Below are 12,823 nucleotides of genomic sequence, written 5' to 3' on the forward strand. Positions count from 1 at the left end.
GTCATGTTTTTTATGCGGCAGAAAGAAGGCGAAATATTGCCGTCTCATCAACAAAACTGACCTAGCCAGCCCCTTGCCTGCATTCGACGCAGCAACCAGCCAGCCCGGTGAAGCAATTCGAAAGGAATGGTTATGGTTGTCCGGCGCTCACGCTCGGTCCTCTTGGCATGCACCGCGTTTCTGGCCCTTGGGCTGACGACGACATCTTTTGCGCAAACAGCCGCTCAAAATGAAGACGCGGCGGGTGAAGCCGCCACGGGGGATCGAGTCACCAATCTGAAGCCGATCGTCGTGAAGGGCAAAGGCAAAGCGAACAAGGATGTGCTCGCCGACTCTCCGACCACAAGCGAGACGACGGCCAAGGACATCGACGACAAGCAAATCACACGTATCGAGGACCTCGGCCGCAGCACCGAAGTCGGCGTCGGCTTCAACCGCGCTACCGGCGGCGTCAATATTCGTGGCCTCGGCGACGACCGCGTGCTGACCACCGTCGACGGCATCCAGATTCCTTTTCTTCTCGATGCCTCCCGCGAATCCGACGGTGGCATCAACAGCTTCGATTTCAACGCGCTTTCCAGCGTCGATGTCGTGCGAGGCGCCGATTCCAGCCGTGCCGGTTCGGGTGCTCTTGGCGGCGCCTTCGTGCTGCGCACGCTGGAGCCGGAAGATCTGATTGCGCCCGGCTTTACCTGGGGCGGAGTCTTCAAGTTCGGCTATAATGGTGACGATCGGAGTGTCGGCGGTGCCGCAGCCGTTGCCAAACGCATCGACAATACCGCCGTTCTCTTCCAGGGCGGCTACACGCATGGTCATGAGCTTGAGAACAACGGCGATGTCGGCGGCTATTCGACCAAACGTACCGAGGCTAACCCGGCCGACTACAATCAGAGAAGCGGCCTGTTCAAGATCCGTCAATATACCGACGCCGGTACCTTCGGCATCACGGCCGAGCACTACAACAAGGATAAAACCACCGATCTGATGACCCTGCAGAGCCCGACCGGAAACTTCCGGCCTGGCAATTACAACGGGACAGACAATGTCGAGCGCAATCGCGTGTCGCTCGATTACAAATATGAAGCCGATAGCGCTGATTCACTGCTTGATACCGCCAATGCCGTCTTCTACTGGCAGAATCTTGTGCGTGAAACCGGTACTGCGGGCTATCGGTACACGTCCGTTATCGGCGACTATTCCCGCCTCAATGAAATGGACGACCGCAGTATCGGCTTTAGCGGCAACGCGGCGAAATCTTTCGACACCGGTAACCTGCATCACCAGCTCACTTTCGGTCTCGATGTCGCCTTCGACAAGGTTCACCAGTATTCGGCCGGCAAGGATAGCTGCGCCAACCCGCGCTGGCGCGCGACTTGCGCCTTCCTCCACACCAACCAGTCCGACATGCCCGATGTCGATGGCAAGCGCGTCGGCGCCTTCATCGACGACAAGATCGAGCTGGGATCCAGCAACTTCTATCTGACGCCGGGTCTGCGCTTCGATTGGTATGATTACTCGCCGAAGAACACGGCTGCTTATCGTGACAGCGCCAACTATGATGGCCTGCCCTCTGGGCAATCCGACAGCCGCTTCTCGCCAAAGCTGCGCGCCTCCTATCAGCCGCAGGACAATGTCGAACTTTACGCGCAGTGGGCAATGGCCTTCCGCGCGCCTAATGTCAGCGAACTCTATGTGAACTACGGCGTGCCTGGCGGATACGTCAACATCGGCAATCCGAACCTGAAGCCTGAGACCAGCAACGGCATCGAAATCGGCACCAATCTCGGCGATGACGATTTCGGCGGCCATATCGGCGCCTTCTACAACAAATACAAGAACTTCATCGACACGTTGAATTATCGCGATCCCACGGGCACCTATCCGCTCGGGATTACCGAATACTTCAATCGCGCCAACGTCCGCATGTTCGGTGTCGAGGTCAACGCGCACAAGACGTTCGACAACGGCATCCACGTCAAGGGCTCGCTTGCCTATGTGAACGGCAAGGATTCCGATACCGGCCAGTGGATCAATTCCGTCGCCCCGGCCAAGGCTGCCTTCACCGTCGGCTATGCGGCCGATGTCTGGGGAACGGACCTGACCTTCATCACCGCGGCGCGCGAGGCGAAGAAGACAGGCGATACGCTGCAGACCCCTGCCTACGGCATCTTCGATCTCACAGCCTGGTGGGAACCGGAGCAGGTGAAGGGCCTCAGCATTCGTGGCGGCGTCTACAACATCTTCAACAAGACCTACTACGACGCTCTCAACGCACCGTCCTACAGCGGCACGCTGACCCAGCCTGCTTCCTATTATTCTGAGCCCGGTCGGACCTTCAAGCTGACGCTGACGCAAAGGTTCTAAGCGGTTACATCGATGCAGCAAACTTGAATCCGGCGAATTTGGGCGATGCTTCGGCATCGCCTCTTTTTTGCTCTCTCGCGTGGCATCGGGCGATCTGCGCAATTGTAAATGGCAGCGTTCGATGCTATTCGAACAATGCAGTCTTTAACCGTCGAGAAAAGAGAGTAGGACCGTATGACCAAGATAGTCTGGCATATTCGCCAGTTCGGTCCGACTCGTGCCCTGCAGATGCGTTTGCAGGGCTGATCAGAGGCTGTTTCTCACTCATTCCTTCTGGTCTGCCCTTGGGGCGACGCGAGCCTGCGCAACCGCGCGGCTGCGTCATGACATATTTTCGAGCATTGGCCTGTTTGGGCCATCGGCATTGGCGTAGCGCGGCAAAAGGAGCCGCCGGCGATGTCTTGAGATGCTCGATCGAGACCGGAAAAGACCATGACTCTGATCAATCTTCGCAATCTGGGCGTCACCATGAGTGCGCCGTTGTTTTCCAATCTCAACTTCACTGTGGATGCCGGCGATCGCGTCGGCATCGTTGCTGCGAATGGACGCGGGAAGACCACGCTGCTCAACTGCATCACGGGCAGGCAAGAGCCGACCACGGGCGAGATCACCCGCGCCCGGGGCTTGCGCGTCGGCTATGTCGAACAGAATGTGCCGGCGAACCTGCTGGATGTCTCCTTCTATGAGGCAGTCCTGCGCGCTTTGCCCAAGGAGCAGGTCGCGAGCGAGGGCTGGCGTGTCGACGTCACTCTCGATTCACTCGATGTGCCTGATGCGATGCGGGAGAGGACGTTGGCTCAGCTCAGCGGGGGCTGGCAGCGGCTTGCCATGCTTGCACGCGTATGGGTAACCGAGCCCGACGTGCTGCTGCTGGATGAACCGACCAACCATCTCGATCTCGCCAAGATCGCGCTGCTGGAGGATTGGTTGAATGCCTTGCCGCGCGACGTGCCCGTCATCATCGCCAGCCACGACCGCGCCTTCCTCGATGCCGTCTGCGATCGCACTTTGTTCCTGCGTCAGGATCAGTCGCAAACCTATGCGCTGCCCTATAGCCGGGCGCGTGCGGCGCTGGACGAAGTCGATGCCTCGGATGAGCGGCGTTACCAGAAGGAGATGAAGACGGCGCAGCAACTGCGCAAGCAGGCGGCCAAGCTCTATAATCTCGGTGTCAATTCCGGCAGCGATCTCCTGACGGTGAAGACGAAACAGCTGAAGGCGCGGGCGGAGAAGCTGGAGGACAGCGCCAGACCGGGCTACCGCGAGCGTTCCTCCGGCTCGATCAAGCTCGTCAATCGAGGCATCCATGCCAAGGTGCTGCTGACGCTGGAGGATGTCGCGGTGACCACGCCCGACGGTACGCTGCTGTTCAAGACGGGCCAGCAGTGGATTTGTCAGGGTGATCGCATCGTGCTGCTCGGGCAGAATGGCGCCGGCAAGACGCGGTTCGTGGAGATGATCCGCAGGGCGATCGCCGATCCGTCTGTCGGTGGCGCAATCAAGCCGACGCCGTCTCTGGTGCTGGGTTACAGCGATCAGGCGCTCTCCAATCTCGGCCAGAAGGACACGCCGCTCGGCATGATCACACGCCTGTTCGAGCTCGGCGAGCAGCGTGCCCGCACGCTGCTGGTCGGCGTCGGAATCAACATCGACATGCAGGGCAAAGAGATCGGCCGTCTGTCCGGCGGGCAGAAGGCACGGCTTGCCATGCTGGCGCTGCGGTTGACCAATCCCAACTTCTACCTGCTCGACGAGCCGACCAACCATCTGGATATCGACGGCCAGGAGGCGTTGGAGGGCGAGCTGACGGCGAATGAGGCGAGCTGCCTTCTCGTCTCGCATGACCGTAGTTTCGTGCGATCGGTCGGCAACCGGTTCTGGCTGATCGACCGGAAGCGGTTGGTCGAAGTGGATGGCCCGGAGGAGTTCTTCGAGGCGGCGAGAGTGCAGGAATGAGAGAAGGATGGGCGGAGGCGAAAAATCGTTTCTGCCCATTCTCCAAGATTGCGGCTTGCGTATCCCCTCATCTCACGCTAACAATTCCCGCCATGACCACGTCCTTGAACAACATTGCAGTTTGGTGGTGGGCACGCTGAGGCGGCCTCGACCAATCGTGTTCAAAGACGACGAGTGAGCCGCCCGAGATTTCGAGGCGGCTTTTTTGTTATATTGGCCGCCTGTCATCCGGGCCCGACAACGGAGTGAGGAACAATGGTAACGATCCTTCGGGATGATGGTGCGGAAATCTACGAGACGAAGGGCGGCATCACCGTCACCCGGCAGCGCCGGCCGACGCCCTATGCGGATGCCGTATCGTCTTACATCGATAAGCTCGATGAGCGCCGCGGCGCGGTATTTTCGTCGAACTACGAATATCCCGGCCGCTATACACGCTGGGATACCGCCATCGTCGACCCGCCGCTCGGCCTGTCCTGCAACGGGCGCGATGTCTGGATCGAAGCCTATAACGAGCGCGGCGAAGTCATCCTCGGCTTTATCGCTGAGAAGCTGAAGACCGTTTCCGAAGTGGTGCTTGGCACCTCGACGCCGCGCCGGCTCGATCTCACGGTCAAGACGCCGGATCGCGTTTTCACCGAGGAAGAGCGCTCGAAGATGCCGACGGTCTTCACCGTGCTGCGCGCCGTGACCGATCTATTCTATTCCCAGGCCGATGCCAGCATCGGCTTCTACGGCGCCTTCGGCTATGATCTCGCCTTCCAGTTCGACGCGATCGATCTGAAGCTCAAGCGCCCGGACGACCAGCGCGACATGGTGCTCTACCTGCCGGACGAAATCCTGGTGGTGGATAACTATTCCGCCAAGGCCTGGATCGATCGCTACGACTTCGCCAAAGGCGACGTATCGACGGAAGGCAAGTCGGGCGAGATTGCGCCAGAGCCGTTCCGGCACACCGATGCCATTCCGCCGAAGAGCGATCATCGCCCCGGCGAATATGCCGAACTGGTGGTCAAGGCGAAGGAGAGCTTCCGCAAGGGCGACCTCTTCGAAGTGGTGCCCGGCCAGAAGTTCATGGAGCGCTGTGAGAGCAAGCCATCCGATATTTCCAAACGCCTGAAGGCGATCAATCCGTCGCCCTATTCCTTCTTCATCAATCTCGGCAATCAGGAATATCTCGTCGGCGCTTCGCCTGAAATGTTCGTGCGCGTATCCGGCCGCCGCATTGAGACCTGCCCGATTTCGGGAACGATCAAGCGCGGCGACGATCCGATCGCCGACAGCGAGCAGATCCTGAAACTGCTGAATTCCAAGAAGGACGAGTCGGAACTCACCATGTGCTCCGACGTCGACCGCAACGACAAGAGCCGCGTCTGCGAGCCGGGTTCGGTCAAGGTCATCGGCCGCCGGCAGATCGAGATGTATTCGCGCCTCATCCACACGGTCGACCATATCGAGGGCCGTCTGCGTGACGATATGGACGCCTTCGACGGCTTCCTCAGCCACGCCTGGGCCGTCACCGTCACCGGCGCGCCGAAGCTCTGGGCCATGCGCTTCATCGAGAGCCACGAGAAGAGCCCGCGCGCCTGGTACGGCGGCGCGATCGGCATGGTGGGCTTCAATGGCGACATGAACACCGGTCTGACGCTACGCACCGTTCGCATCAGGGACGGCATTGCCGAGGTGCGGGCCGGCGCGACGCTGCTCAACGACTCGATCCCCGAGGAAGAAGAAGCCGAAACCGAACTGAAGGCCTCCGCCATGCTTTCCGCCATCCGTGATGCCAAGACCGGCAATTCCGGCAAACAGCAACGCGACGTCGCTTCCGTCGGCAAGGGCGTGAAGATCCTGCTCGTCGATCACGAGGACAGCTTCGTCCATACGCTCGCCAATTATTTCCGCCAGACGGGCGCGACGGTGTCTACCGTGCGTACGCCGGTGCCGGAAGAAGTCTTCGACCGGCTCGATCCGGATCTCATCGTGCTGTCGCCAGGACCTGGCAATCCGAAGGATTTCGATTGCAAGGCGACCATCAAGAAGGCGAGGGCGCGCAACCTGCCGATCTTCGGCGTCTGCCTGGGCCTGCAGGCGCTGGCCGAAGCCTATGGCGGCGAGCTGCGTCATCTGGCGATCCCGATGCACGGCAAGCCTTCGCGCATCCGCGTGCTGGAGCCGGGTCTCGTCTTCTCCGGTCTTGGCCGCGAAGTGACGGTCGGTCGCTACCACTCGATCTTTGCCGATCCGTCGAGCCTGCCGCGCGACTTCATGATCACGGCCGAGAGCGAAGACGGCACGATCATGGGCATCGAGCATGTGAAGGAGCCGATCGCGGCCGTGCAGTTCCACCCGGAATCGATCATGACGCTCGGCGGCGATGCCGGCATGCGGATGATCGAGAATGTCGTGGCGCATCTGGCGCGGCGGGCGAAGACGAAGGCCGCCTGAGGCCAGCGTTTAGAGCGCAGAATTTGCTAGCCCCATGCACTCGGAAAAAGTGCATGGGGCTATTTTTATGCCTTGAAAGAGCCAACAAACCGCTGAAGAAATTCAGTATTGCAGGGGGCTTTCAGTCGGTGATCTCAAGAATATTCAAGGGCGTTTTCTTCTCCGTTCTTGCCGTCGTGCTCCTTGTCGGTCTCGGCATCGTCGCGCCGCGTCCGCTCTGGTATGACCAACCGGGTGCGCGCAGCGAGCGCTCACAACAAATCCTCGTGCTCAGCAACCCCATCCATACGGATATTGCCATTCCCGTTGATGGCGATCTTCTCACGCGTTTCGCCTTCCTGCGGTCGGCCGGGCTGGATCTCGGCAATCCCAACCTGCGCTATCTCATTTTCGGCTGGGGCGGCCGAAGCTTCTATACGGAAACGCGCACATGGGCCGATTTGAAGGCGGGTCCCGTCTTGAAGAGCTTTGCGTTCGACCGTTCCGTCATTCATGCGGAGCTGGCGGGCGATATCCCGCTGGACGCGCCTGCTGTGACGGTCATCGACATCGATGCCGAAGGTCTTGAGCGGCTCAAGCAATTCGTTCTCGCCAGCTTTGATCGCTCCGATAGCAATCCGATACCCCTGCCTGGCAGCAACTATGGGCCAAACGATGCGTTCTTCGAAGCGCGGGGTTATTTCAACGCGCTGATGGGATGCAATACCTGGACGGCTGCCGCGCTGAGGCAGGCGGGCTTGACCTCCGGTCTCTGGACGTCATTGCCTTGGATGCTGCGAATGTCCTTGCGGCTGCATAATGACGACGAACGCTTTGCGGCAAGCCATACTTTGCCTTTGAGGCGGTTTGACTTGCTTCAGGTTGTATCCTAGTCTTTTCGTCGTTCCTGTGGGGCACATCGGCATCGGGCCGAAAGGGCTAGGCCTGCCCGCTGATATCACTCAGCAGGAGTCTGTCCATGCCAACCCTCGATACCTACCGTAAACAAGCCAAGCTGTTGATGCGCTGGCACCGAGAGCGCGACTATTCCATTGGTGGAAGAGTGCGAATGCTCGATCGTTTCAAGGCGCTGACGGATCGCGAGATCCTGGCGATGAAATTCCCCTTATCGTTAGCGCAGGAGATCGTCGCGGTCGAAGCGGGCCACAGGAGCTGGGCGGAATTGAAGTCCGTTGCAGCGGACGCCCCGAAGATGCCGGCTGCTGCAGCGGAGCCGCCGGTTTTCAAGAGCATCGTTCCCATCCTTTTCGTGCGGGATGTGGCTGCGAGTGCGGCCTTCTTCAGGGAGAAGCTGGGCTTCTTCGAGGACTTCCTGCATGGGTCGCCGCCGTTCTATGGGGCGGTGTCGCGCGACGGCATCTGCATCCACTTGCGGCTTGTCTATGAGCCCTATTTTGCTGCGGCGGCGGCAAAGGAGGGGGCACTCATTCTGGCTTCTATCGAAGTTTCGAATGTCCAGGGATTGTTCGAAGAGTTCAAGGCTAGGGGCGTTGATTTCGCGCAGCCGCTGACCAAGCAGGCATGGGGTGGCACCGATTTTCATGTGCGCGATCCGGATGGCAACGTGTTCTCGTTTGTCGCGTTCCGATCGTAACGCTTTGAGCCGTCGAGGGTTGCCGCGGAGCGGCGGCCCTCACATGTCCTCGCAATTCTGCCAGCCTTCCTCGAAGACAAGCTTGTCGAGCGGCAGGCGATCACGCCATCCCTTCACGGCGAGTTCCGGCATGTCATAGAGTTCGTCGACATAGCCGACGCAGAGCCAGGCGACGATCTTCACATGCTCGGGAATGCCGAGGATCACCTTGATGGCATCCTCATGGAAGATGCTGACCCAGCCGATACCGACGCCCTCGGCCCTTGCGGCAAGCCAGAGATTCTGGACGGCGCAGACGGTCGAATAGACATCGGTGTCCGGATTATGCGTGCGTCCGAGCACGACGGGGCCGCCGCGCCTGGTGTCGCAGGTGATGCAGATGCTGAGCGGCGCCTTGCGGATGCCTTCCAGTTTCAGTCGCTGATACTGCGCGCGACGATCACCCTCGAACATCGCGCAGGCTTCCTCATTGGCCTGATGGAAGGCCTGCCATACGCGCTCGCGCGTTTCTGGCTGACGGATCAGGATGAAGTTCCATGGCTGCATGAATCCGACCGACGGTGCCGAATGGGCAGCCTGGAGCAAGCGCCTGACGAGATCGTCAGGAAGGGGATCGGGCCGGAACTGGTCGCGCACGTCGCGCCGCGTCTCGATGGCACGATAAACGGCGCTGCGCTCCTCTTCAGAGAATGCGCCGGCTGCAACCAGATGCTCCGAAGCGCTGGCATGGATGTCAGCAGTGAGAGGTGAGGCGTCGGCAGCGTTTTCAATGGAGGGCATATTCAACCATGGTTTCATAAGGAGCGACGGTTCATCGGCGGTACCGGAACCTTGCACATCAGGCTGAGGCCCAGCTTAGTGCGCAATCGCGGACGAAATTACCAGCATGATTTTCCACAGGCGAGCGTGTAATCGGCTTCCTGTTGTCACGGAACGGCGGCTTGCGCCAAATCTTGCTCATGCTTCGGCCTGCATTACAAGAGCGCGCTTCGTTCCAGTCGTGCGGTGGGGGCGAATTGTCGTGCGGAAAATGGCGACCACCTTTGACAAACTCGGCATTGTGTCGCATATGGACCGTCAATAAGCCGCCTGCGCGAAATTCGCGCGGGCGGTTTTGCATTTCAACGGCGCCTTTCTTGCAATTCATTCGCATGAGCAGGCGTGGGGACATTTGGAGACGGGCATGAACAGTCAGGGAAACGATACGATCAGGCGGCTCGCCCTCTGGGGTATCCCGCTGTCGCTCGGCGTCATGGGACTGAAGATGCTGGCCTGGTGGCTGACAGGCTCGGTGGCGCTCCTGTCCGACGGGCTTGAATCGCTCGTCAACGTCGTCGCTGCCTTCATCGCCTTCTTCGTCATCCGCTACGCGCAGAAGCCGGCAGACCACGATCATCCCTTCGGGCATCACAAGGCGGAATATCTCTCTGCCGTTACCGAAGGGGTGATGATCGTCGTTGCGGCGCTGATGATCGTGCAGGAAGCGGTCGGGCATCTCGGCAATCCGCAGCCGATGCAGGCGCCTGTGCTCGGTCTCGCCATCAACTTCGTCGCCGGCGTCATTAACGGCGCCTGGGCCCTGACCTTGATCCGAGCCGGAAGGACGCACCGCTCGCCGGCATTGACGGCGGACGGCCAGCACATCATGTCCGATGTCTATACCTCCATCGGCGTGCTGATCGGCCTGTTGCTGGCACTCGGCACCGGTCAGCCGATCTTCGACCCTGTGCTTGCCATTCTCGTCGCCATCAACATTCTCTACCAGGGCTGGAAGGTCATCTCCAGTTCCATCGATGGACTTATGGACAAGGCCGTGCTGCCGGAGGAAGAGGAGATCATCAAGGATGCGATCGCCAAGAATGCCGAGGGGTCGCTCGGCGTTCATGATCTCAAGACGCGCAGGGCAGGGGCCGTGACCTTCGTCGATTTCCACATGGTCGTGCCCGCCGCCATGCCGGTGCGGGAGGCGCATCGAATCTGCGATCGCCTTGAAGATGCCATACGGGCGATCCATGCGGGCGCCGAAATAGCCATTCATGTGGAGCCGGAGGGCGAGAAGGCCCATGGTATCCGCGTTAAAGTGATCAAGGAGACTTAAAGATGCCCAAGACCGATGTGTCCGGCCTGTCGATGCTCGGCAATCAGACGGAAACCGCCAGCAATCCGGAAGAGGCCGTTCTGGAGAAGGTGCCGTCCGGCCATGCCGGCACCGATTACGTCGTGCGCTTCACCGCGCCCGAATTCACCTCGCTTTGCCCGATGACGGGACAGCCCGATTTTGCCCATATCGTCATCGACTACATTCCGAACGAATGGCTGGTGGAATCGAAGTCGCTGAAGCTTTTCCTGCATTCCTTCCGCAATCACGGCGCGTTCCACGAGGATTGCTCGATCTATATCGCCAAGCGCCTGGTGGATCTGCTGCAGCCGAAGTGGCTGCGCATCGGCGCCTACTGGTATCCGCGCGGCGGCATTCCGATCGACGTCTTCTGGCAGACAGGCAAGCCGCCGGAGGGCGTCTGGTTGCCGGATCAGGGTGTGCAGCCATATCGCGGCCGAGGCTGAATGAAAAAGCCGTCATCCGGGGATGGCGGCTTTTCTGCTAGATTCGATGAGGCTGCGGCTCAGGCGAATGAGTTGTCGTCGCCATCGTCATAGGACGAGTCATCATAATCATCGTCCTGAGCGTCTTGGGCAGCGTCCTGGGCGTAATCGGCCGCGCTCTGATCATTCTGATCGCTATTGTCGTCATTGCCGAAATAGTTGTTGTTGATGATCGTTTCCTGCACCGGCTGTTCGGCCGCATTGGCCGCCGTGCCGCCGAAGAGACCGCTGCCGGCATTGCCGCCAAAGAGGCCGCCGCCAGTCCCGCCCAGATGCGGGCTGAAGAGGCTGGAGAGCGATTCCGCCAGCATTACGCCACCCGCGACGCCGGCTGCCGTGCCAAGCGCACCGCGCAGGAAGCTGCCGCCAGCCGAAGGCGCGGCTGCCTGCTGGCTCCACGGGCCTGACGGCTGTGGTTGCGGCTGGCCAGCCCAAGGGCCGGACTGAGGCGCATTGCGGGCATAATCGTCATAGAGGCGGCCCTGCTGCTGCGGATTGCCGCCCTGTGGAGCTACGGCGCGCTGCTGCTGGCCGCCGCCGAAGAGCGAGCCGATCCCGCCGAGGAAACCGCCGCTCTGGCCCTGCGGGTGATTGTCGGCGCCCTGCTGCTCGAGTTCATGCACACGGGCCTCGAGCTGCTGGATGCGGTCAGCCGCAGCCTTCATGCCCTGTTCCTGCATGATGACGGCCTGCGCCAGGAAATAGGGCGCATAGGGCTGGTCGCGGACCGCCTGGTTGATAAAGGCCTCCGCGTCGGCGTCGCGCTGCGTGCTGGCCGCACCGCGCACGCGATCGAAGAGAGAGGCAAGCAATTGACGTTCTTCTGGCGACATGATGGCCTCCTTGGCTATCCGTGCTGTAAATTCGGGGCGCGATCTCTAACCGCGCTGACCTGACGTAGGATCAAATCTCGGCTTTTCAAAGCCATTCAAGTTACATTTCGGTAATCCGCAACCATAACACCATGTTGTCAGCCGCTATTCCCGCCTTGTCTTTTTCCGGCATTGTTTTACGCATTGAGTCGCACTATGTGCGGTGAACGACGCATCATGCTGGAGAGTTGAATGAACGACGAAGACGAACAGGAAGACAAGAAGACCGAGCAGCCCTTGGGCAAGGACGCGGAGGCGAATCTTTTCAAGTCGCGTTCGATCTTCATCTATGGCGGCATCACGCAGGAACTGGCGCAGAAGGTCTGCTCCCAGCTCGTGGCGCTTTCCGCTGCCAGCGACGATGATATCCGCATCTATGTGAACTCGCCCGGCGGCCACGTCGAGTCAGGCGATTCCATCCACGACATGATCAAGTTCATCAAGCCGAAGGTCTGGATGATCGGTACGGGCTGGGTCGCCTCTGCCGGAGCGCTGATTTACGTCTCCGCTCCCAAGGAGCGCCGTATTTGCCTGCCGAACACGCGCTTCCTGCTGCACCAACCGTCCGGTGGCACGCGCGGCATGGCCTCCGACATCGAGATCCAGGCACGCGAAATCATCAAGATGAACGAGCGCCTGAACAAGATCTTCTCGGAAGCCACCGGCCAGCCGATCGAAAAGATCGCCAAGGACACGGACCGCGACTACTGGCTCTCCGCCGAGGAAGCCAAGGCTTATGGCCTGGTCTCGCGCATCGTGACCTCGCAGGCAGAAATCTGATCTAGCGGGTTTTGCTCGATTGAATTGAGCGCCCTCGCTAGCCGGAAGGCTGGCGGGGGCTTTGTTTTGAGGTGGCGGGATTGCGTTCGCTTCGACCGAAGAGAAAGAGCTGGCAGCGAGAGAGCCGCCGCCAGCCTTCGCCACCAGGAGATTGCAACGTTTCCAGGGGCGGCGAATTGGAGTGCTTGAGCTGCGAACCCTGCGGAAT

General features: G+C 60.2%; 10 protein-coding genes. 8 read left to right on the plus strand and 2 right to left on the minus strand.

Annotated elements, in window-relative coordinates:
• The first annotated feature begins 132 nt into the window (after nt 1-132).
• The 5 genes from FHT84_RS14245 (at nt 133) to FHT84_RS14265 (ending at nt 8,359) form a co-directional block, all read left to right on the plus strand.
• Nucleotides 133-2,364, plus strand: a complete 2,232-nt coding sequence (locus FHT84_RS14245) for a TonB-dependent hemoglobin/transferrin/lactoferrin family receptor (protein ID WP_112340655.1) — start codon at nt 133-135, stop codon at nt 2,362-2,364.
• 432 nt (nt 2,365-2,796) lie between these two features.
• A complete protein-coding gene (locus FHT84_RS14250) occupies nt 2,797-4,320 on the plus strand; it encodes an ABC-F family ATP-binding cassette domain-containing protein (RefSeq protein WP_112340656.1) in 1,524 nt (507 codons plus the stop codon).
• A gap of 255 nt (nt 4,321-4,575) precedes the next feature.
• Nucleotides 4,576-6,765 carry an anthranilate synthase gene (locus tag FHT84_RS14255; protein ID WP_112340657.1) on the plus strand — a complete coding sequence of 730 codons (2,190 nt, stop codon included), beginning with the start codon at nt 4,576-4,578 and terminating at the stop codon, nt 6,763-6,765.
• 128 nt (nt 6,766-6,893) lie between these two features.
• Complete coding sequence (locus FHT84_RS14260) at nt 6,894-7,637, plus strand: TIGR02117 family protein (RefSeq protein ID WP_285166082.1); 744 nt, start codon at nt 6,894-6,896, stop codon at nt 7,635-7,637.
• 86 nt (nt 7,638-7,723) lie between these two features.
• The gene (locus FHT84_RS14265) at nt 7,724-8,359 is read left to right on the plus strand and encodes a glyoxalase superfamily protein (RefSeq protein WP_112340659.1); all 636 of its coding nucleotides are present in this window, start codon (nt 7,724-7,726) and stop codon (nt 8,357-8,359) included.
• Between the two features lie 39 nt (nt 8,360-8,398).
• On the opposite strand, the gene bluB is transcribed toward FHT84_RS14265, so the two are convergent.
• A complete protein-coding gene (bluB, locus tag FHT84_RS14270; protein WP_245430258.1) occupies nt 8,399-9,139 on the minus strand; it encodes a 5,6-dimethylbenzimidazole synthase in 741 nt (246 codons plus the stop codon).
• A gap of 403 nt (nt 9,140-9,542) precedes the next feature.
• Here bluB and FHT84_RS14275 point away from each other — a divergent pair, with 403 nt between their 5' ends.
• Together FHT84_RS14275 and queF are read left to right on the plus strand one after the other, a co-directional pair.
• Nucleotides 9,543-10,457 (plus strand): cation diffusion facilitator family transporter, encoded by a 915-nt coding sequence (locus FHT84_RS14275; RefSeq protein ID WP_112340660.1) that lies wholly within the window; start codon nt 9,543-9,545, stop codon nt 10,455-10,457.
• Nucleotides 10,458-10,459: 2 nt separating this feature from the next.
• Nucleotides 10,460-10,924, plus strand: coding sequence for a preQ(1) synthase (gene queF / locus FHT84_RS14280; protein ID WP_015340658.1), 465 nt, complete (start codon nt 10,460-10,462; stop codon nt 10,922-10,924).
• 59 nt (nt 10,925-10,983) lie between these two features.
• Here queF and FHT84_RS14285 read toward each other — a convergent pair whose 3' ends face one another.
• Nucleotides 10,984-11,796 (minus strand): DUF2076 domain-containing protein, encoded by an 813-nt coding sequence (locus FHT84_RS14285; RefSeq protein ID WP_112340661.1) that lies wholly within the window; start codon nt 11,794-11,796, stop codon nt 10,984-10,986.
• 231 nt (nt 11,797-12,027) lie between these two features.
• On the opposite strand from FHT84_RS14285, the gene FHT84_RS14290 reads away from it, so the two are divergent.
• Entirely contained in the window at nt 12,028-12,615 is a 588-nt protein-coding gene (locus tag FHT84_RS14290) for an ATP-dependent Clp protease proteolytic subunit (RefSeq protein ID WP_112340662.1), read from the plus strand.
• Nucleotides 12,616-12,823 lie beyond the last annotated feature (208 nt).

It is taken from the genome of Rhizobium sp. BK289, assembly GCF_014193575.1.
Classification (GTDB): domain Bacteria; phylum Pseudomonadota; class Alphaproteobacteria; order Rhizobiales; family Rhizobiaceae; genus Rhizobium; species Rhizobium tropici_C.